Genomic DNA, 20,522 nt, shown 5'->3' on the forward strand with positions numbered 1-20,522 from the left:
TTAAGGCCCATCATGACACTTACCGTAGAAAAGATCGGCGGTACATCGATGACAGCATTTGATGCTGTGCTCGACAATATTCTCCTTCGTCCACAAAATCCATATAACCGTATTTTTGTTGTCTCTGCTTATGGCGGAATGACCGATGCACTATTGGAATGCAAAAAGACCAGTAAACCGGGTGTCTACCAATTGATAGCCAAACGAGATGAAGCGTGGCAAGACGCGTTAGCGTATGTTGAAAGCCGTATGCTCCTGACCAACGAGCACATTTTTGCTGACCCGATGAATCGTATGAGAGCTGATAAGTTCATTAGGTCTCGCATTTCAGAAGCAAAAACTTGCGTGACTAACATCCTAGAAACTTGTCAGTACGGGCAGTTCTGTCTGCGTCATTACTTACCTCAAATCCGCGAGTTTCTCTCTTCAATTGGTGAAGCACACAGTGCCTACAATACGGCATTAAAGCTCAAGAACATGGGGATTAATTCGACTTTTGTTGATCTGTCCGGTTGGGATAATCAGCAACCTCTAAGCTTGGATGACACAATACATGAAGCCTTTGAAGGGATTGATGTTACCCAAGAACTTCCAATCGTGACAGGTTACGCGTATTGCAAAGAAGGGTTGATGCATACGTATGACCGTGGTTACAGCGAGATGACTTTCAGCCGAATTGCAGCAACAGTCAAAGCCGATTTAGCCATTATTCATAAGGAATACCATTTAAGTTCTGCCGATCCAAAAGTGGTCGGTGTCGACAGTGTCAATCCGATTGGATTTACGAATTATGATGTGGCTGATCAATTGGCGAACCTTGGTATGGAAGCCATTCACCCTAATGCCGCCGCAGGTCTTCGCGAAAGTGGTATTGAATTGCAGATCAAAAATACCTTTGAACCTGAGCACAAGGGCACTCTAATCTCTGCGGATTACCGTCCGGAAAGTGACCGCATTGAAATTATTGCGGGTAAGCAGAAAGTATTTGCGCTTCACCTGTTCGACCAAACCATGGTTGGAAAAGTGGATAATGTCAGTTACGAACTGATGGAAATCATTGCTGATGCCCGAGTCAATCTTATCGGTAAAGAGATGAATGCGAATTCAATAACGTATTACCTAGGTGGCAGTATCGATAGCTTAAATAAAGTGCTCTATAAGGCGGAAAAGCGCCATCCAAGAGCTTCTATTACTGGTAAAATGGTTGCGCTGATTTCTGCGATTGGCTCTCAAATTGATACTAACAAAACACTGGCGAAAGGCGTGTTAGCTCTGATGAATCGAGGAGTCACACCGATAGCACTCCATTCATCAATGAGAAACGTGAATGTGCAGTTTGTCGTCAGTGATGATGAATACCAACAAGCGATTTGCGCATTACATGGCGAGTTTTTTGAACAAGACCGCGGAGCGAAAAAGTCGGTGAATGTTGCTTAATCGACTTGCCTGATCATGTTGCAGTTTTAAATACGGGGGATCTCTATTTGAAACTGCTTAACTGAATACATACTTTAAACTTCGCATGATAGTAGAGAATACAAGTGTAAATAATGACTTTGAGCGTCGTTTATCAATCAGTTCTTCTATCACCACTGTGTCGTCTTTAGTTAACCTTGCTCGCCAAATTAAGCACCAAATGACCCTAACACGATAACACTGGTTGTTAATGGTCATTGGGGCATTTCTAAACGCAATAGCATAAAGCCGTTTTGAATAGAGGATCTCTTCGCCAATTCGCAAGGTAAATCTTGTCGACAGGCGGTGATATTCGGCAGTGACGAGTATGCCATCGACATAATGTGATTGTGTTTGAACGGTTTTGAATCCCATCTTGCTCTATCCTTAGACCTCGAACTTAATCCAACGAATCAACATATTATTGGAAGTTCGTACAAAAAGATTCAATTACATTGAATTTCTTAATAAAAGTAGGGTGAGCGCATTCGATGAGGTATGCAACGGTTAGGAGTGGCGGCATATATTGAGTCGACGCAAGGCAGCTTAGATGCAATCGCCCCACGAGCTTTTGTATGCAGCTATCTTGCGGGCAATTGGCTGACAAAGCGCTTGAAAATGGAGGGTTCTCGATGAACCCATTTGGGGATAATTGAGATAAGATAATGCCTTCGGGGTATCAGCATGAAGGTCAAACTGAAAAGCCTTATTTTTGCTAGAATGAGACGGTTTGTTGGAATGGTTTGATAACCAAGCAAAGGAGCCGATCATGGCTCCTTTGTTATTCATTTACGACCGAGTTAGATATTTGGGCGAGCAGTCTCGTTAGTTGAAGGAGGTAGGTGAGGAAGAGTCACCTCTGGTTGATCACCGGTTAACGAACGTAAGAATTCAGTGATTTTAACCGATTCCTCTTTCGTCAGCTTCTGACCAAGCTGAAGGTCAGCCATCATTGCTACTGCTTCTTCTAGATCCCAAACAGAGCCGTCGTGGAAGTACGGGTAGGTGAGTTCGATGTTACGCAGTGTCGGTACTTTAAACACAAACTTATCGAAATCATTCCCCGTGATCGCTTTGCGCCCTATGTCTGGGTTGTCTGTTGCAAATGGCTTCACTAAGCCCATTTTTTGGTACATTTGCCCGCCAGCCAATGGACCACTATGACACGCTGTACAACCTTTTGCCTTGAATAAGTTATAACCCTCGACTTGCGCTGTTGTTAGTGCATTGTCGTCGCCTTTCAACCAAAGATCGAACGGCGCATTTGGTGTACGTAACGTTTGCTCAAACGTCGCAATCGCATCGGTTACATTATCGATGGTGATTGTCTCACTGCCGTAAGCTTCTTTAAACCACTCACGATATTGAGGAATCGATTTTAGCGTATCGATAGCCAATTGGTGAGTGAATGCCATTTCGAGTGGGTTCTCAATTGGACCTGCTGCTTGTTCCTGCAAATCTTTTGCGCGTCCGTTCCAAAACTGAACGAAGTTTAAGTCTGAGTTAAACACCGTTGGTGAGTTGATAGGACCAATCGCCCATTTATGACCAATGGAACTCGGTAGGTTATCGACGCCACCTTTTGCGATGTTATGGCAAGAGTTACAAGAAATGGTGTTGGAGGCGGATAATCGAGGTTCAAACCACAACGTTTTACCCAGTTCTACCTTTTTCGCATCAAGACCAGCAACCGATTCAATCACCTTAATGGGTTCTGCGGATTGGCGCTCAGCATAAGCACCGAAAGATAGGACTGACAAGACGCTCACTGCTATAAGAGTTTTCATAATAACTTCCTTTTTAAGTGATTTTTTCACTCTCACTAGGGCGGCGCACTTCTTATTGGTACGCTCTGGAAGTCACGGTATAGCAATCGTTTTTTTCTATAAAATGCAAAAAATCGATGGTTTTTATGGCAAAAAACGATGTTAAAAGCGAACAAAGTTTGCACGATTTGATTTTGCTTGCTTTCAGCGGTGGTGGTTACTTTTTATTTACAAATATGTAAAGAATATAAACGAATGGTTCGTTGATTTAGGTCAATTATGCAATTAAGTGAGAACCATAGGAGGGAGTCCCTAGCAAAGTCCACGATTGAAGGTTTTATCTCGCTAGCTTAGGTTGGATAGAGGATATTTAACAACTAACAACTCCGATGTTTAGAGTTATTCCATTTTAGGGATTTTGCTCTAAATCTAGATGGGCTTTTACATTTCAATTTCAATAAAGCTTGGTCATTGATCATGTTTTTGAGTATGCGAATTATTATCAATAATGCATGTTGTTGCTTATTGTCTAATTTGATGGTGTAACGTCACTGCAGCACGTATTGAGCGTACTACGCTGATTGTCTGTCTTTTCGTGTTGACAGTTTGGTACTAGGTAAAAATCAACAAGACTATGATTTCAAGGAACATTCTATGTTAAAGAAACTACTAAGTTGTTGTATCACCTCGGCACTCTGTTTCCATTCTTCTCTCGCTTTTTCGCAATCGACAGAACTCCCAAATGATGCGGATTTAGCGCAGACACCTGCGTCACTGATGCTTGCGCCTGAAGACGTCGCCATCGCTGATCGTTATATCGTTGTATTTCATCAACCTCAAATGATGATGAATAATTCACTTGAATTACAGCAGTTCACACAACAATCTGTGGACCGAATGTCTGGTTTGTACTCAATACAAGTGGAATCAGTATTCGACAATTCGATCAGCGGTTTCGTTGCGACGTTAGCTCCTGAACAGCTGAAAGCGTTACGTGCTGATCCACGTGTTGAATACATCGAGCAAGACAGAATTCTTACACTAGACCCAATAGTCTCGGCAGAAGTAAACCAAAGTAATGCAATTTGGGGGCTAGACCGAATTGATCAACGTAGTCTGCCTCTCAATAACAATTACAGCGCCAACTTTGATGGAACGGGCGTAACGGCTTACGTTATCGATACGGGTGTGAACAACTCGCACGTTGAATTTGCCGGACGCTCCATTTCGGGATATGACTTTGTCGACAATGATGCGGATGCCAGTGACTGTAATGGACACGGCACACACGTAGCGGGCACGATCGGCGGATCTTTGTATGGCGTGGCAAAGAACGTGAGCATTGTTGGTGTCAGAGTGCTTAGCTGTTCTGGCTCAGGTTCAACGTCCGGCGTTATTGCGGGTGTTGATTGGGTAGCTGCCAATGCTTCTGGTCCTTCGGTTGCCAACATGAGTTTAGGTGGTGGGCAATCTGTGGCTCTTGATAGCGCAGTGCAAAGCGCAGTTCAGTCCGGCGTTAGCTTTATGCTTGCAGCTGGTAACTCCAATGCTGACGCCTGTAACTACTCACCTGCGCGTGTTTCTTCTGGTGTTACTGTCGGCTCGACGACGAGCTCTGACGCACGTTCTAGTTTTTCAAACTGGGGTAGCTGTGTCGATGTTTTTGCTCCAGGATCACAAATCAAGTCTGCTTGGTATGATGGCGGTTATAAGACGATAAGTGGCACTTCAATGGCAACCCCACATGTTGCTGGTGTTGCTGCGCTTTATCTCCAAGAAAACAGTGCACTTTCACCAAGCCAAGTGGAAGCGCTGATCGTTGAGCGCGCAACCAGTGGCAAAGTCACGGACACAAGAGGCAGTGTGAATAAATTGCTTTACAGTTTAACGGATGCTGATTGTGGTCAAGATTGTGGTGGTCCTGATCCAACGCCAGATCCAGAAGGTAAATTGACCTCAGGTGTGCCAGTGAGTGGCTTGAGCGGTTCAACAGGGCAGGTAGCTTATTACTACGTAGATGTAGAAGCAGGGCAACGTCTAACGGTACAAATGTATGGCGGCAGCGGTGATGCAGATTTGTATCTACACTTTGGCTCTAAGCCAACGCTTAATGCTTGGGATTGTCGACCTTTCAGATACGGCAACAGTGAGACATGTACAGTTAATGCCACTCAAAGCGGACGTTACCACGTAATGATTCAAGGCTATTCAAACTACAACGGTGTAAGCATCCAAGCGAGTTACTAGTCACTGTTACGCATAGTAGAAAGTATCGATAGCAGTAAAATACAAAGCCCACTTGTCGGTGGGCTTTGCTTTATGTTTATGGCGCTGTTTTGATGACTCGTGATTGACGTTATTCAAACGCATCGCTCTTTTGTTTTAAGAACTCGATCAGTGTGCGTACTCTTAGCGGCATTAGCGCTTTCTCTTGGTACACTGCATAAATCGGTATTTCTAAATCGTGCACATCAGGTAGGATACGTACGAGATCTCCTCGCGCTAACTCTTCCTTCATCATAAAGCTCGGCATGATGGCAAAACCAAGATGATTCAGAACGAACGCTTTGACTGTCGCAGCGGTTCTCACTTGTACCTTTGGGCTGTGAATCAAACGTGTCACCTGACCTTTGCTATTGGTCATCGTAAGCTGCTTATCACCGTGAACGATATGGTGACTAATCCAATCCAGTGTTAAGAGATCTTCAGGTGTGGATACCGCCTTAACTTTGCTTAGATAGGTTGGGGTAGCGCAAAGCACATCTCGGAAATAACCAAGCTTGATCGCATATAAGCTCGAATCTTCAAGGGCGGAAGAGGCACGCAGTGCAATATCACAACGAGATTCAATCAGGTTGCTGTAACTGTCACTCTCAATAATATCGAGTTTGATTTCCGGGTAGAGGTGCATGAACTCACTCAGTATATCCACCATCGCTGAGCTAGGTGTGGATATCCGAATCGTACCGCTTGGAATCTGGTTAGCATCTTGCGTTTCTGCATTCGCTTCAGATGCAATATCGCCAATCAGTTTGCATTTCTCATAGTAACGCAACCCTGCGTCGGTCAATGAAAGAGAGCGAGTAGTGCGATGCAGTAAACGTGTATTTAGCGCTTGCTCAAGTTTAGAGACGATCTGCGATACACGCGCTTTACCGATATCAAGCTCATCCGCTGCTTGAGTAAAGGATTGTTTCTCTGCCACTTTAGCAAAGACCATCATGTCATCGAGTGAAATCATATAGCTTATTGTCCGGAAGTTCTTATTATTCACTATTGTTTAGTAGTAATTAACAATCAGTTTAATCAAAGGGTAATTATCTATCAATCATCAAACGATATAGTGTCTCCATCGACAGCGGGGAGCCACAGCAGCTTGGTCATCTCCGCGTTATTAAAAAGAAATTATTTAAGAATTGAATGGAGAAACCATCATGTCAGATCGCAAAATTCTAGTAACAGGTGCATCAGGTAAACTAGGTTCACAAGTAGTAAAAGCACTGCTTGAAGAGCTAAATGTTCAACCAAGTCAATTGATTGTAACTACTCGCCATGCAGACAAACTGCAAGCGTTAGCAAGCCAAGGTGTGGATGTTCGCGAAGCAGACTTTTCTAGCCCAGAGTCACTAGAGAAAGCATTTCTCGGCGCAGACAGCATGCTGCTTATTAGCATCGACGCTTCTGGTCCTCGTACTCAAGCACACTTGAATGCTGTAGCGGCAGCGGAAAAAGTAGGGGTGAGCCATATCGCTTATACGTCGATGCCTTCTGCAGAGAGTTCGCCAGTGATGTTTGCTCATGAGCATGAAGCTACTGAAAATGCGATTAAACAAAGTCGCATCCCTCATGCCACCATCATGCGCAACAATTGGTATTTTGAAAACTTGGCAGAGTACTTCGCAAGCATTCTACAATCGGGTCATTGGTTGACGTCGGCAGCAGAAGGTCGCTCGGCTCAGTTATCACGTAGAGATTTGGCTTTTGCAGCGGCATCTGCATTAGTAAAACCAGCGCAAGGTAAAGTTATACTTCCAATGAACGGTGCGCAATCTATGACACACGCTGAAATGGCGAAGGTGATAGATAAAGTGTTGGGTACATCGACCACTATGGTGAACTTGTCTGATGAGGATTACCAAGCACAGTTAGAGTCGTTTGAATTGCCTGCACCAATCGTAGAGTTATGTGTAACAATGGACAAACACAACCGTGGAAACTATTCAGACGGCACAAGTGAGGCATTTGAAAAGCTAACTGGTAAGCAGCCACAAAGCTTTGAAGCCTGGTTAGAAGCAAACAAAGCGGAGCTACAAAAACTAGCGAATGCTTAAGATGATTTGAAACTAAAAAGGGACTCATTTGAGTCCCTTTTTAAATGTCGTTGACGAGACCTTAACTATAAATTATTTATTGGTTTTAACGTATTAATAGCGAACAGGTCGAAGAGAAAATAAATGAATTTTCCCCTTCATAATGAGCTTTTGTTTAGTAATAATACCTTATTGAACGGTTACTTCATCACCACTCTTTATTCTAAGTGTCAAATTTATCATATTGTAACAAATTCTTACATTTGGTAATTAGGGCTAACTTAATGCGATATCAATCTCCTCCAAGTGACCACACCGAACAAGCACATCAATCCGTCCAAGAGCGCGCTGAACAACAACGTATAGCTCGCAGGGAAGAACTAAAAGTTACGCAAGCAGACAATAAACGCTGGGCTGCTAACCGAGAGAGAGTCCTTGCTGAGCGCAACAACGAAAACACCGACGTCGCACTAACGCCATTAAAAGAAAAAAAGAAAAAGAGTGGTCTCAGTTCATTGTTGTGTGCAAAACCGAGTTTTTCCAAACTACCGACCAAGACAGTTGCTTATTGCTGGGTCAATACAAAAGCAGAAAGTGGCGAAGACAATGTTATTCCAAGTGTTGAAAAAGAACATGGTCTGCTGAATGTAATTAGTAATGCTAAAGTCACTCCAAAGGTGAAACACGTTATTTATGTCGATAGACGTACGAAAGGTCGAACCTGTTACGACTCACGTGTAGAGCTTCCTGAGAATGTTAAATTCGTTTCAGTTGATGAATTACTGACGAAGAAAAACATGACAACACCTGCCATTGCGAAGAAGATGACAGAGTTGTATGAGGCAAGCATCAACTACGGTAGTCCTGCCTTTGCAAAGAACATGGTCTCCTTACTCGCCCTAAATGCCGGAGATTACTTCTTCGATATCGGTGTCAGCATAAAGCCAGACGGCAATTTAGCTAAGCACCTTAATGGCGAGAGCAAATTTTCTGGCGGTGCAGTAGGTAACGGAAGCTATCTGATGGGTGGACACGACAAAGAAGCTATCGAAATGGTTGTCGAGTTCCTCTATGGATTGTACACCTGTGAAAGAGCGCCAACTGTGCATCCTAAAAAAGCAGTGGAGATCTTAGACAATCTCGATAAATCACTAACGCCAAATGAGGTGATAAGCAAGGTTGTAGATAATGCGAAATTAGACGAGCAAATCACGCCGGCTGAATTCGTTACTTATTCTCGTAAGATGGAGAAGGAATTTGCTGAACGTGGCGTTAAGACAACGATGTGTGAATATGCCCGCCACACTGACGCCGTTTTTGGTAACACCATTACAATACTGACAAATAGCGTGAAAAAGAAATTTGCGGATGGAACAGATTTCGTTAATACCCATAAGATGAGCCATATTCATAAAACAAAAGTGGAAGCGCACCACGTCCCTGTTTTGTAGAGCGCGCAGAAGAGTATTGAGCTCATCCAGTTACTCGGTACGGCGCTAAAATCAAAAACGCCCACACTTGTTCAGCAGTGTGGGCGTTTTATCTTTTTTGATTCACCAGCCAGTATTACTTAACCGTTAGTACTCAGATTGAGTGCTCCAACACTGGTAACAATGATATGAATGTTATCGCTGCTAGGCTGATATTGAACATACGCTGCTTTAATGTGGTATTGAGATAAACACGGATTTTTTGACCAACCCAGACCCAAGTCATATTGGCAAGCAGTCCGAATGTCGTAAACACGAAAGTAATCAATGCGACAGATAACCAATAGCTAGAGGGGAGGCTATAACTTGTGACCAAAGCAAGTGATGCCATCCAAGCCTTCATATTACCTAGTTGAAACAACGTAGCCTGAGTTACGTTGATTGGTTTGCTTTTGGTGGCTTTACCCGCGAAAGAGTTGGTACACAATAGCTTTATTATCAACCAGAACATGTAAGCCAGACCGATGTATTTTATGGCGAGATACCAACTTGGATGAGTCTGGAGAGCAACGCCGGCACCACACGCGCAAAGCAGAATTAACCCGATAACACCAATACGGATACCAATTAGGTGTCGCCATGATTTCCGGACACCAAATTGTGCCCCTGAGTTGGCGAGCAATAAGTTATTTGGACCGGGCGTGATGGCGGTAACAAACGCAAATAAACTCATCGCTGGCATTAGGTCCCATAATGTTGTCATTTCCTTTCCTCTCAAATAAGTGCTGCTGAGCCAAGAGTAAAGGGGCGAAGTGAGAGAGACCTACATTTAATGCGTCATGGTGACAATTCTTTGATTTCATTTTCGTCAGGCCTTATTTATCCTGAATACAAGAATTAATTGTACCCCTTCGGAGAGAGACAATGTTAGTCCCTGATATATCGGGTCGTTCCGGACCTAAGTTTATGGCACTGGCTGATGCGATTGCTGAGGTGATAGAGAGTGGTGAACTTGAACCAGATACGAAATTACCCCCTCAGCGTATTTTGTCTTATCGCTTGGGTGTGACGGTTGGAACGGTGACAAGGGCGTATCAGGAGCTTGAGCGGAGGGGCTTAACAGAGCCAAAAGTAGGAAGTGGAACTTATGTTCGGAACAGAGAAACTGAACTGAACCACTTTTATCATCCGGTATTGGAAGAACAAGGCATTGATTTAGCGCGCTGCCGACCTTTGTTATTATCGCAGCCGAAATTTCTGGCGAATGCGTTGAAAGAGTTATCTCACGAGGAGATCGCGCAGGCAGCCGTGCTGGATTACTACTCCGCTGATGGCATTCAGGGTCATAACGAGACTCTTCGACAATGGCTGATGAGCAAGTTTAATATCGATATTGACGCACGGCGTCTAATGTGGACTCATGGAGGGCAACACGGGATCTCGCTGATTATTCAAGCATTAAGCCGTCCAAAAGATACTATTCTTACCGAAGGGCTGTGTTATCCAGAGTTCATCTATGCATGTCAGCAATCCGAACGAAAGCTAGTGCCAGTAAAAGTCGATGAACATGGATTAGATCCAGAAGATCTGGCATTGCACTGTAAGAGGCATCGCCCAAAACTGCTTTATCTCACGCCGGGAATACAAAACCCGACCGGAGCTCAATTAACAGATAGCCGAAGACTAAAAATCATAGAAATATGCCGTCGTTACAATGTGTTGATTATTGAGGACGACGTTCTCTACTGCCCGCCATCCCATCGAAAGAGTCCTTTAGTCGCTATTGCTCCGGATATTACCTTATACGTGGGCAGTTTTTCTAAGTACTTCGCGGGTGGATTGCGACTGGGCTTTATCATTCTTCCATTGTCTTTCAAAGAGTTACTGCAACGAGCGCTACGAGCCAGCTGTATGTATGTTAGCCCTTTGATAATCGATCTGGTTTGTCGTTGGTTAACCAGCGAAGCGATGCAGGCGGTGGACGAAGAGATCGCGATGGAACTCAGTGCGCGTCATCGGATCTGGAAGGCTGTATTTCCCGAAATCCAGATTGGCGTCCCTGGCTACAATGTATGGTTACCTTTGCCTGAGCCATTAACAGGGTATCACTTTAACCAATCGTTGTTGAAACATGGGGTCAGAGTGAGAGAAGCAGAAATGTTTGCCGTGGGTCGGTATGAAGTGCCAGCAGCGGTGAGGATATCACTCGCCGGTCCACTAAGCCGCCCACAATTGCAGTCCGCTTTAGAGATCGTAAGAGAGCAAATCGCACGGCTCACTTAAAGGCTCTAGAGGTAATATTTAATCTTGCATTTTTGAACGGATACAAATCAAACCTGTCTATTTTTGAGGTTTATTGTATTTCGTAGAATAGCGCCATCAACTTGCTAACACATAATGAAGGTTTGCTATGAGCACATCACAATTAGGTCTTGAATTATCACTTATCGGCGCGATGCTACTCGTTACGAGTGTTTTTTTGGTTCGTAATTATGACAAAGCCGACAGCGCAGGAACAAAAGTTCAAAAGATCCTAACTGGTTTTCTCGGTGCCTTTATGGTGATGGCGGGAACCGTAAAATTCTTTGACCCGTTTGCGACTATGTTCGCAAAACAGATTGCGTTAAGTGAACTGCCTTTTCCTACTTTGTCTCGATGGATGGGTCAATTAGGTGAGATTTTTGCAGGTTTACTGCTACTTGTGGTGATGATTGGCAATAAGGTACTCGCAGCACCAATTAAAGATAAAGCCATGCAGTTATCAGCGCTGTTAACTACCGCAATTATGATTGTCGCGGTGTATGTTCACCTATTGCCAAATGTGCCAGCCGAAGTGCTACCACTTCAGTCTAAGCCACCTGTAATGACGCTGATTATTCTTGGGTTAGCTTGGTTAAATGCATTCCTATATTTTCGTAAAAAGTAGTCGTTAAAGTAACAAAACAAACGCCAGATTAGTTCGTCTAGTCTGGCGCATTTCATTTATAAATAGGCATTTCATATATACAACAACTACTAATTTCGCTCTGAGTGAATCGAAGCCAGAAATTCTGCCGATTGCCCAAACCTTTCAAAAATCATGTCTCTAAAGGCAACCACTCTGGTCGCTATCAGCTTTCTGTCTGCCCACACCAAGAATGCTTTACCCGTTGGGTATTCTAGTTCTGGCAATACTTCTACTAACTCTTTTCTTTCTGCATGCTTTTCAAAGGCGGCTCTTGGCATCATGCAGATCCCAGCTCCTGCTATTGTCGCATCAATATTTAACCGCAGACTGCTGATTGAGTAACGAGGCTGATAAGGAATACGGATCGCTTTGCCATTTTCTTTTAGCTCCCAATACGGCAAGTTATTACCTGAGAGTAGCTGATGGTTAATCAACTCTTCTGCTCGTTCTGGCTGACCATGTTTTGCGATATAACTGGGTGATGCTGCGAGCATTAATGGTGATTCAAATAACCGACGCTGTATTAAATGACTGGCATGAGGTGGGGTCGTTACAATCGCAAGGTCAATCTGCTCATCAAAGAAACGCTCAGTGCCTGCACTAAATTGAATGGTTACGGATACCTCTGAGTGAAGCTGCATAAACTCAATCGCCATCTTTTGCAGGAAATTATCAGCAAATGGCTCAGGGCAAGAGACTCGGATTTCACCCGTCAATACTGGCTGGCTATTCGAAAGCTGCGTCCATTCATCATTTAACTGCATAAATAGGGCAGCGAAGCGTTGGTAGTATTCGTCGCCTGCAGTCGTGAGTTGGAACTGTTTTGCATTACGGTGTACCAGTTTTTCACCCAGTTTATCTTCGAGGCTTGCCACCGCCCTTGACAGCGTTGGGGCTGAAACGTGTGTTTTGAGGCTCGCCGCAGCAAAGCCGCCACACTCGACAGATTGGCAAAACAGATAGAGGTTGGAGATGTCTTTTGCTTTCATAATTGAACGCTCTTGGGAATGACACTTTGAGTTAATCATTCAAATATGAAAGGTTCAAGTTCAATGTTGTCTATTTTTGATTGCGATGGTCGGGGCTAATATATCCCCATCAATTAGCCAATCGAAATAAGGTACAAGAGAGTCAAATATGAAAAAGTTTCCGCGCAAGTTCCAGTACCCATTAATGGTTTCTATGGTTCTACCAACTATGCTTCTTAGCATGCCAGCTATCATGGTTGCTAAGGCGTTACCTACAAACGGTATGTTCTTCGATGCATGGTTAAACGCAGTTTCACAAATGGTGCCATATGCACTGTTAGTTTTAGCCCTTGTAGCGCCAGCGGTTCGTTTGTTTGTAACCAAAGTCCTGCTAGAGCCAGAAGTGAAATAAGTCAGTAAAGTTAATAAGTTAGAGAATGGGAAAGAGAAAAATGAACGAATTTAAACTACACACTGTTGAGTCTGCACCAGAAAAAAGCAAAGCAATCCTTGAAGGTGCACAAAAGCAAATGGGTATGATTCCGGGTCTTTACGCGGTAATGGCTGAGTCTCCTCAAATCCTAACGGCGTACACGCAACTGCATCAGCAATTCACTAATACATCATTCGACGCTGAAGAGCTAACAGTGGTATGGCAAACCATCAACGTTGAGCACGAATGTCACTACTGTGTTCCTGCACATACCGGGATCGCGCACTCAATGAAAGTAGACCCAGCACTGACTGAAGCATTGCGTAATGATGAAGCAATGCCAACTGAAAAGCTTCAAGCATTAAAAGACTTTACTCTTGCTGTCGTTCGTGAGCGTGGCAATGTATCAGAAACAGAACTAGCAGCGTTTTTTGCAGCAGGTTACGGTCAGCAACAGGTTCTGGAAGTGATCCTTGGTCTATCGCAAAAAGTGATTAGTAACTACGTAAACCATGTTGCTCACACCCCAGTAGATAAAGTATTTGAAAAGTTTGCTTGGTCTAAAGAGTAGTCCAATGAGCTAGATGCCATAGAGCGAACGACTAAGTTCGCTCTTTTTTCATGTTGTTTGTCGTAAATATCGGCATATGTTTATACGGACTTGTTCTGAGTCAACAGGTCTTGGCGTATCCCATAATAACGATAATAGCCGATAAGATTGCTGCTAATAAACAACAGCTCCATTAGTACCGCGGTAGGAGAACCTGCAAGGTAATTGTGTATTAGCCAAAGCAAAGTTCCGACAATCATTAATTGACGTAAACGTTGATCACTTTTACAAAATGCAGCTGTGGTCTGAAATAGCGTTCCGCCAAAACTAAGCAAATTGATTAAGTCAACAAAGGTCATCACAGTGATCATCAACGCAGAGGTTAAATACAGAAACATCCACCTTTTCGATGTAGTAAAGATACTAGTGAAATAGCGGATACTAGCGAGTAACATTAAGCTTGCGGCGGTCCATTGCTCTAGTAGAACAAAGTGGGTGCTAATCAAGATGCCAGATGCACATAAGCAACAGACAATTTTTTGCCTTTTTTTAAATTGAAATGATATCAGATCGAATACGATGGCGATTGCTATCAATATTTGGGACCAAAGAAATGCCGACATGCTTCCCTCCTACAAAATTTAGAATAAATATGGAGGTGGGATTATGCGTATGTACCCTAAAGTAGGAATTAACTTTAGTTAATTCCTACCTTTTATATTTAGCTTTTTATTCTGGCTTTCAATCTCGATAGGCTGACAGGGCTAATACCGATATAGCTGGCTATCTGAATGTTATTAAGTTTGGCTAACCAATGTGGCCAATACTGCAGCAAGTGCCGATACCTTTGCTCGGGTGTGTGGAGTAATAGAAGGGCTTCTTTCTGCTCCTTGAATATTAATTGTTGCTGTAACAGTGTGACTTTGGCTTGTGAGAACGAAGGCAATGCCAGTAAATTCAAAGGGATCCTTATTACTTCTGCTGTTGTAATAGCTTCAATTTGATATTGGGCAGGCATTCCCTGCAACCAACTTGAATAGAGGAAGCATAGCTCATCTTGAAAATAAAACTCTTTGCATCGTTCAAGACCGTTCTCACCGTAATGACAAGCTCTAAGTATTCCGGACAGGATAAAATAGCCATAGTCCTGCTGAGATCCCTGTGCGAGCAAAATATCTGATGGGTTTAGTGAGAGCAATTTAAACTGAGTTGACAAGGGTTTAATCGTTTGAGGTGGAACACCCATATCAGAGAAATGGTCAATCACCTTAGTGAATTTACCCAGCATAAAAACAGGTTCCATATTTGCTTTATTTCACCAAGACTAACACATTTAATCACTCGAAATATCCAAGATACTATTGATTATCGGTGTTCTGCTGTTTTCACTTTCATCATGGGGGCATGAGTAGCGGATAAGTTTTGCTTTACATAGCTCGTTAACTGTAACCATGAAAACAATCCAGCGAGTACATTCGCTATTGTTGCCGCAATGACGATAGTAAAAATGTCACCCTGTAACGAACCAATCGCAATCGCTGGGATGTACAGAACCAGCAATCTAACAAAGCAAACGAAAAGGGCGATTTTGGGTTTACCCAATGCGTTGAAGATTGAAGTGACAACCATACATAAGCCTAAAGGACCGTAGCTAAACGGAATCACCCAAAGGGCTAGCTTCAACCAATCTTGCATTGTGTTGTCCGCCGATAGTAGAGGAACAACGATTGGTAAACTTACCACCAACAAAGTTGCGATGACCAAGTGCAACAAGATCACAAAGCGAGAAGCTGATTGAACAAGCGCTTGGATTGAATCGAAACGTTCGGCACCGAGCTCACGACCAATCATCGGTGGTAACGACATGGTGAGCGCCAATGTGAAGATTAGCAAGAAGCTCTCGACTCGGTTGAGCAAACTCCAAAACGCAATTTCATTGGCACCAAGATGAGCGATGAACATCACAGTCACGAACGCGCTGACTGACGGTAAGATTTGGTTCATCATGGTTGGAATCGTGGTTTTGATCAGTAGATTGAAATCCTCTTTGTTGGCTAAAGCGCAAGAGAAAGGAGCGAACCAATGGCGACCTTTAGCTCTTTGCATCATGTAACCCGCACTGATGGCAAAACCAAGCATAGATGCTAGCGCTGCACCTGCGATCCCCATGTTAAGAACGAACATAAAGATTGGATCAAGTACGAGGTTGATAAGGCTTGCGATGACAAAAACGGAGCCAGTGACTTTAGTGTCACCATTCGCACGATAAACACAGGTCATCAAATACAGCACAGCACTCGATAGTGCGCTCAACAACCATAAGCCCCAGAACTGACCAAATAACACTTCAAGTTGCTGATACTGGGTGCCGCCGTCTTCCACAGAGATAAATGCGGAAAACACACTTTGTTCCATCAACCACAACGTAACTCCAATAAGTGCGATAAAAGCGCTTCCAACAAGCAATGCAAGTGAAGCCGTATTGGTAGCTCGTCGTGTGTCATTTGCACCAAAAGCATGAGAAATGATCGATGTTGCCGCGACACCGATGCCGACTTGAATGCCGATAAATGCAGCTTGGAAAGGCATGGTAATACCTTGCACCGTAAGCTCGTTTACACCAAGCTTGCCGATAAACACTGCATCAATAAGTTGTACTGACATTATCGCAAAGAGACCGACCGTTAACGGCAGTGTTTTTTCGAGAACGGATTTTAAAGTCGAGGAAATCGCTAGCATCACAAGGCTCATGATTGGAAAGTTTGGGAACAATGCCAGTATAGAGTTGTGATTGTTAATGATAAGAGGGGTAATCCCTAAATCAGTTTTTAGATTTGGTTAATAATGAAGTCGCTGTGTGTTCCACCGTGCGGCTGAATAGTAATTGCAAACTTATATGCATATCGGTTTTTCGTTTTCTATGAAATAGAACTGCCATTGCTACGGTCTGTCTTAATCAACGTATTACCAGTTCGCTATTTACTAAAGTATGAACACATTCGGGGAAGATTATGTGGATTAAGAAGAATCATCGCTGGGCTTTATCTGAAAACGAAGCGACGCCAGAGTCCGTCTATAAAGAGCGTCGTGAAATATTGAAAAAGTTAGGCATTGCGGTTGTCGGTATGCCACTCGCTGCGAATGCACAAGCTGGTATTTTGGACATCTTCTCGTCAAAGGAAAAGCCAGTCTCAGATAATCGAATTGACCTTAGTGTGACTAAGCCACAGCAGTATCAAGCGGATCTTTCTCTTACTCCTGAGAGCAAGGTTTTGAAATACAATAACTTCTATGAGTTTGGTACCGATAAATCTGACCCAGCGAAAAACTCTTCTGAGTTCGTGTCTGACCCATGGACGGTTGAGATCGACGGCTTGGTGAATAACCCGATTAAGCTCGACTACGATGACATCTTTAACAAGTTCACACTAGAAGAGCGAATCTATCGCTTACGTTGTGTCGAAGCATGGTCAATGAACATTCCGTGGATTGGTTTTCCTCTAGCAGACATCATCAAAATGGCGGATCCAAAAAGTAACGCGAAATACGTTGCTTTTGAAACCCTCTACGACCCGAAACAGTTTCCAGCCCAAGGCTCGTTTAGCAGTATTGAATATCCTTACGTTGAAGGGCTTCGTCTTGATGAAGCAATGAACCCGCTCGCACTGATTTCTGTGGGTTTGTACGGTAAGACGCTTGCACCACAAAACGGTGCGCCGCTTCGCTTAGTTGTACCGTGGAAGTATGGCTTCAAAAGCATTAAGTCTATTGTTCGAATTCGTTTAACTGACCGAGAGCCGCCAACAACGTGGAATCGTTTAGCACCAAATGAATACGGTTTTTACGCTAATGTGAACCCAAATGTTGACCACCCACGTTGGAGCCAAGCAAGCGAGCGTTTCATCGGTGAGGGCAGTGTGCTCAGTACTCGCAGACAGCCAACATTGATGTTCAACGGTTACGAGGAAGAGGTGGCGCATCTCTATAAGAATATGGACCTGAGGAAGTTCTATTGAGAAAGCTGACGCCAAAACACATCATTGCGCTTAAGGTCCTTATCCATCTTGTCTCTTTAGGCTTTTTAGGTCTGCTGGTTATTGCGATTAATACCGACAACTTAGGTGGCGACCCTGTTCAAGGCATTATCCATTACACGGGTATTAGCGCGCTGAATACGCTGTTTATTACCTTGTTGGTTTCTCCGCTTGCGCGTTGGACCAAGCAGGGATTGTTAGTTCGAGTCAGACGACTACTCGGGCTCTACAGCTTTTTCTGGGCAGTGCTTCATTTGGTTGCGTTTGCTGTTCTTGATTTAGGGTTAGATTGGAGTTTGCTTGCCTCTGAAATCGTCAAACGCCCTTACTTGACCGTTGGTGCAGCAGTGTGGGTAATCTTGTTACTTCTGGCGGTGACTTCGACTCAATCTATACAACGCAAGATGGGTCCTAAATGGCAAAAGCTGCATAACTGGGTTTACTTAGCTGCGATATTGGCGCCGATTCATTTCTATTGGTCGGTGAAGTCAGAGGTAGCAGAGCCGACGATCTACATTTTAATCGCTATTGGTTTGCTTTTTGCTCGATGGAAGACATTAAAACAGCGAGTGTTTCGAAAGCTATTATCCAGTTGATGCGCTGTTAGACTAATTGCGACACATGAATCGATAAATTAAAAGGGGCTACGTGAGCCCCTTTCTTCATTGGATAAAAAGCCGCTAACCCAAGCTTTCTGTTGCTGTTAGCTCACCAGGCTTCCACACCTTTCGTTCGCTTTCACCAAAGACCTTGAGCTAGGTTTATCAGATCCCATCACAACGCTCATACTGTTAGCCCGAACCCTACGACTAATGTCTAACCATCTGAGACTATTTGTACTTTTTCGTTTGGTATAAGGTACTAGTAACTTAATTTAAAGGGTTCATAAACGTGAGTTATCGAGATCTTGTCGCAGAGAATATAGAGACAACGACTTGCTTAATCTTCGTTTATTGAGCAAACAACGTTGGTTGGAAAAACACACCTTAGAGTGTGAACGAAAGGAATCACAATGAGCAGCACTTTAGAGTCCGTACATATTCGAACAGATAAGCCTAAAGCCAGTGAGGATGAACTCACTTATGAACAACAACATAAACCTAGCTCGGAGTTTGAGTCCCGAGAACAATATTTAGAGCACGAGTTGCAAATCATGGCGCCTAAACGTTGGCGTCCTAATTTGCCGTTTAAAGATTATCGATTCGAGGTAGAAGACACCATTCCGGCGATGGCCGCGACCATTGGTAAAGTTGTTATGGTGGGAGCCATTGCAGCAACCTTTGCCGGAGCGCTAGGGTTGAATGAAGGCTTTGTTTTAGAAAATGTACGTTATGAACTACTCATCGCCTCTGTTTTCATTATTCTTTTCTCAGGCTTTCTGTTGCCGACCGCAAACCTCGCGGGTACACACGGCCCGCTCATCCCATTAATTCCTATCGTCGTTGCAGCAGGCGGGCACCCAATGGCCTTTGGTCTGCTGATTGGCGCTTTTGGCATACTGTTAGCCATCAGTAAAGGTGGCAGTATGTTGGCAAATCTCACCAGTAAAGGCGTGTGTGGTGGTTTATTGCTCTACCTTGGCTTTGTTGGAACCGTCTCTCAAGTCAAAAAGTTGTTCGCATGGGCAGAGGGAATAGGGATGAGCCACATTGCTTTTGTTGTGATCTTTTGCACCATTATTTTATATGCATTACTGGAACACTTTCGTAAGCGTTGGCTAGCGGTTCCTCTTAGTTGCTTGCTAGGCGGTACTTTAGCTTTTGCTATGGGCGCTCCGTTTTCTTTTCAAACCGAGCCCGGCTTGCCTAATATGAATCCGATGTATTGGTGGGGGGAAGATACGGGTTGGATGCTAGGTTTACCTACGATTGAGCATTTCATGGTGGTATTGCCTTTTGCTATTTTAGCCGTAGCCATGTGGTCGCCTGATTTTTTAGGGCATCAAGTGTTTCAAAAAATCAGCTATCCAAAACGTACAGAAAAAGTACATATGAACATCGACGATACCATGACCACCGCTTCCATTCGTCAGACGTTCGGTTCTCTGCTCGGTGGTACTAACTTTACGTCTTCTTGGGGAACTTACATCGTTCCGGCGGCGATCGCTAAACGTCCAATTCCTGCTGGCGCTTTGCTGACGGCGCTGTTTTGTATCATCGCCGCGGTTTGGGGCTACCCAATGGACTTAGCGATCTGGCAACCTGTACTTTGTGTTGCGCTCATTGTTGGAGTATTTGTTCCTTTGCTAGAAGCAGGAATGGAAATGACGCGTGAAGGGAAAACCACTCAATCGGCGGCGATTGTTGTATTTTCTTCAGCGCTCGTTAACCCTGCATTTGGCTGGTCTCTCACCATGTTGCTAGATAATTTAGGCTTAGTCGGCTGTAAAGAACGTAGTGGAGAGCTGAGTAAAATGAGCCGTTGGGTGTTGCCTGGCATTATGTTTATTGTACTAACAAGCGTAATGGCATTGGTGGGCTTACTTCCGGGGATTCCAGCAATTATCCCAAGCTTTCGTTAGATAGGCTCATTGTACGATTTATAGTTTGAAGCCCTTTTTCTAACCTGATAGAAACGGTTTAGTTCTTTGGAGTTAAACCGTTTTTGTTGAAAAGTTGCTTAGATCTTT

At 43.8% G+C, this 20,522-nt stretch carries 18 protein-coding genes; 11 read left to right on the forward strand and 7 right to left on the reverse strand.

Translation table 11 applies throughout. From position 1 onward, the window contains the following. Nucleotides 1-12: 12 nt before the first annotated feature. A complete protein-coding gene (locus tag QMY49_RS06405) occupies nt 13-1,437 on the forward strand; it encodes an aspartate kinase (RefSeq protein ID WP_283313515.1) in 1,425 nt (474 codons plus the stop codon). Between the two features lie 818 nt (nt 1,438-2,255). On the opposite strand, the gene QMY49_RS06410 is transcribed toward QMY49_RS06405, so the two are convergent. Beyond that, nucleotides 2,256-3,242, reverse strand: coding sequence for a cytochrome-c peroxidase (locus QMY49_RS06410; RefSeq protein WP_074050476.1), 987 nt, complete (start codon nt 3,240-3,242; stop codon nt 2,256-2,258). A gap of 633 nt (nt 3,243-3,875) precedes the next feature. Here QMY49_RS06410 and QMY49_RS06415 point away from each other — a divergent pair. After that, a complete protein-coding gene (locus QMY49_RS06415) occupies nt 3,876-5,468 on the forward strand; it encodes a S8 family peptidase (RefSeq protein ID WP_283313519.1) in 1,593 nt (530 codons plus the stop codon). Nucleotides 5,469-5,577: 109 nt separating this feature from the next. Here the strand turns inward: QMY49_RS06415 and QMY49_RS06420 are convergent, their stop codons facing one another. After that, entirely contained in the window at nt 5,578-6,462 is an 885-nt protein-coding gene (locus tag QMY49_RS06420) for a LysR family transcriptional regulator (RefSeq protein ID WP_029788121.1), read from the reverse strand. Nucleotides 6,463-6,655: 193 nt separating this feature from the next. Between QMY49_RS06420 and QMY49_RS06425 the strand changes: the two genes are divergently transcribed. Further along, the gene (locus QMY49_RS06425; RefSeq protein ID WP_050939718.1) at nt 6,656-7,552 is read left to right on the forward strand and encodes an SDR family oxidoreductase; all 897 of its coding nucleotides are present in this window, start codon (nt 6,656-6,658) and stop codon (nt 7,550-7,552) included. A gap of 263 nt (nt 7,553-7,815) precedes the next feature. Further along, nucleotides 7,816-8,982, forward strand: a complete 1,167-nt coding sequence (locus QMY49_RS06430) for a hypothetical protein (RefSeq protein ID WP_038897890.1) — start codon at nt 7,816-7,818, stop codon at nt 8,980-8,982. Between the two features lie 133 nt (nt 8,983-9,115). Here the strand turns inward: QMY49_RS06430 and QMY49_RS06435 are convergent, their stop codons facing one another. After that, the gene (locus QMY49_RS06435) at nt 9,116-9,724 is read right to left on the reverse strand and encodes a LysE family translocator (RefSeq protein ID WP_005446042.1); all 609 of its coding nucleotides are present in this window, start codon (nt 9,722-9,724) and stop codon (nt 9,116-9,118) included. A 161-nt stretch (nt 9,725-9,885) separates the two neighbouring features. Here QMY49_RS06435 and QMY49_RS06440 point away from each other — a divergent pair, with 161 nt between their 5' ends. Together QMY49_RS06440 and QMY49_RS06445 are read left to right on the forward strand one after the other, a co-directional pair. After that, the gene (locus QMY49_RS06440; protein WP_283313528.1) at nt 9,886-11,244 is read left to right on the forward strand and encodes an aminotransferase-like domain-containing protein; all 1,359 of its coding nucleotides are present in this window, start codon (nt 9,886-9,888) and stop codon (nt 11,242-11,244) included. Between the two features lie 127 nt (nt 11,245-11,371). After that, a complete protein-coding gene (locus QMY49_RS06445) occupies nt 11,372-11,887 on the forward strand; it encodes a hypothetical protein (RefSeq protein ID WP_283313530.1) in 516 nt (171 codons plus the stop codon). A gap of 89 nt (nt 11,888-11,976) precedes the next feature. On the opposite strand, the gene QMY49_RS06450 is transcribed toward QMY49_RS06445, so the two are convergent. Beyond that, nucleotides 11,977-12,897, reverse strand: coding sequence for a LysR family transcriptional regulator (locus QMY49_RS06450; RefSeq protein WP_283313533.1), 921 nt, complete (start codon nt 12,895-12,897; stop codon nt 11,977-11,979). A gap of 148 nt (nt 12,898-13,045) precedes the next feature. Between QMY49_RS06450 and QMY49_RS06455 the strand changes: the two genes are divergently transcribed. Both QMY49_RS06455 and QMY49_RS06460 read left to right on the forward strand, forming a co-directional pair. Next, nucleotides 13,046-13,288 (forward strand): DUF2798 domain-containing protein, encoded by a 243-nt coding sequence (locus QMY49_RS06455; protein ID WP_283313535.1) that lies wholly within the window; start codon nt 13,046-13,048, stop codon nt 13,286-13,288. A 40-nt stretch (nt 13,289-13,328) separates the two neighbouring features. Then, entirely contained in the window at nt 13,329-13,880 is a 552-nt protein-coding gene (locus tag QMY49_RS06460) for a carboxymuconolactone decarboxylase family protein (protein ID WP_017818085.1), read from the forward strand. Between the two features lie 80 nt (nt 13,881-13,960). Here QMY49_RS06460 and QMY49_RS06465 read toward each other — a convergent pair whose 3' ends face one another. From QMY49_RS06465 to QMY49_RS06475, 3 genes are all read right to left on the reverse strand, one after another. Beyond that, nucleotides 13,961-14,482: a YgjV family protein gene (locus QMY49_RS06465; RefSeq protein ID WP_069687174.1), complete on the reverse strand. Its 522-nt coding sequence runs from the start codon at nt 14,480-14,482 to the stop codon at nt 13,961-13,963. 98 nt (nt 14,483-14,580) lie between these two features. Continuing rightward, nucleotides 14,581-15,147: a Crp/Fnr family transcriptional regulator gene (locus tag QMY49_RS06470; protein WP_283313540.1), complete on the reverse strand. Its 567-nt coding sequence runs from the start codon at nt 15,145-15,147 to the stop codon at nt 14,581-14,583. Nucleotides 15,148-15,224: 77 nt separating this feature from the next. Continuing rightward, nucleotides 15,225-16,598: an MATE family efflux transporter gene (locus QMY49_RS06475; RefSeq protein ID WP_283313542.1), complete on the reverse strand. Its 1,374-nt coding sequence runs from the start codon at nt 16,596-16,598 to the stop codon at nt 15,225-15,227. 272 nt (nt 16,599-16,870) lie between these two features. Between QMY49_RS06475 and msrP the strand changes: the two genes are divergently transcribed. The 3 genes from msrP (at nt 16,871) to QMY49_RS06490 (ending at nt 20,414) form a co-directional block, all read left to right on the forward strand. Beyond that, nucleotides 16,871-17,875 carry a protein-methionine-sulfoxide reductase catalytic subunit MsrP gene (msrP, locus tag QMY49_RS06480; protein WP_050908897.1) on the forward strand — a complete coding sequence of 335 codons (1,005 nt, stop codon included), beginning with the start codon at nt 16,871-16,873 and terminating at the stop codon, nt 17,873-17,875. Then, complete coding sequence (gene msrQ / locus QMY49_RS06485) at nt 17,872-18,489, forward strand: protein-methionine-sulfoxide reductase heme-binding subunit MsrQ (protein WP_005446026.1); 618 nt, start codon at nt 17,872-17,874, stop codon at nt 18,487-18,489. The genes msrP and msrQ overlap by 4 nt, the downstream gene beginning before the upstream one ends. Before the next feature lie 416 nt (nt 18,490-18,905). Next, nucleotides 18,906-20,414, forward strand: a complete 1,509-nt coding sequence (locus QMY49_RS06490) for a DUF3360 domain-containing protein (protein WP_239912417.1) — start codon at nt 18,906-18,908, stop codon at nt 20,412-20,414. Nucleotides 20,415-20,522: the final 108 nt, after the last annotated feature.

Origin of the sequence: Vibrio harveyi, from assembly GCF_030060435.1 — a bacterium.
Taxonomy (GTDB): domain Bacteria; phylum Pseudomonadota; class Gammaproteobacteria; order Enterobacterales; family Vibrionaceae; genus Vibrio; species Vibrio harveyi.

Coding starts and splice junctions, on each gene's coding strand:
- QMY49_RS06405 (WP_283313515.1), top strand. CDS start 13: ATGACACTTACCGTAGAAAAGATCGGCGGTACATCGATGACAGCATTT.
- QMY49_RS06410 (WP_074050476.1), bottom strand. CDS start 3,242: ATGAAAACTCTTATAGCAGTGAGCGTCTTGTCAGTCCTATCTTTCGGT.
- QMY49_RS06415 (WP_283313519.1), top strand. CDS start 3,876: ATGTTAAAGAAACTACTAAGTTGTTGTATCACCTCGGCACTCTGTTTC.
- QMY49_RS06420 (WP_029788121.1), bottom strand. CDS start 6,462: ATGATTTCACTCGATGACATGATGGTCTTTGCTAAAGTGGCAGAGAAA.
- QMY49_RS06425 (WP_050939718.1), top strand. CDS start 6,656: ATGTCAGATCGCAAAATTCTAGTAACAGGTGCATCAGGTAAACTAGGT.
- QMY49_RS06430 (WP_038897890.1), top strand. CDS start 7,816: ATGCGATATCAATCTCCTCCAAGTGACCACACCGAACAAGCACATCAA.
- QMY49_RS06435 (WP_005446042.1), bottom strand. CDS start 9,724: ATGACAACATTATGGGACCTAATGCCAGCGATGAGTTTATTTGCGTTT.
- QMY49_RS06440 (WP_283313528.1), top strand. CDS start 9,886: ATGTTAGTCCCTGATATATCGGGTCGTTCCGGACCTAAGTTTATGGCA.
- QMY49_RS06445 (WP_283313530.1), top strand. CDS start 11,372: ATGAGCACATCACAATTAGGTCTTGAATTATCACTTATCGGCGCGATG.
- QMY49_RS06450 (WP_283313533.1), bottom strand. CDS start 12,897: ATGAAAGCAAAAGACATCTCCAACCTCTATCTGTTTTGCCAATCTGTC.
- QMY49_RS06455 (WP_283313535.1), top strand. CDS start 13,046: ATGAAAAAGTTTCCGCGCAAGTTCCAGTACCCATTAATGGTTTCTATG.
- QMY49_RS06460 (WP_017818085.1), top strand. CDS start 13,329: ATGAACGAATTTAAACTACACACTGTTGAGTCTGCACCAGAAAAAAGC.
- QMY49_RS06465 (WP_069687174.1), bottom strand. CDS start 14,482: ATGTCGGCATTTCTTTGGTCCCAAATATTGATAGCAATCGCCATCGTA.
- QMY49_RS06470 (WP_283313540.1), bottom strand. CDS start 15,147: ATGCTGGGTAAATTCACTAAGGTGATTGACCATTTCTCTGATATGGGT.
- QMY49_RS06475 (WP_283313542.1), bottom strand. CDS start 16,598: ATGCTAGCGATTTCCTCGACTTTAAAATCCGTTCTCGAAAAAACACTG.
- msrP (WP_050908897.1), top strand. CDS start 16,871: ATGTGGATTAAGAAGAATCATCGCTGGGCTTTATCTGAAAACGAAGCG.
- QMY49_RS06490 (WP_239912417.1), top strand. CDS start 18,906: ATGAGCAGCACTTTAGAGTCCGTACATATTCGAACAGATAAGCCTAAA.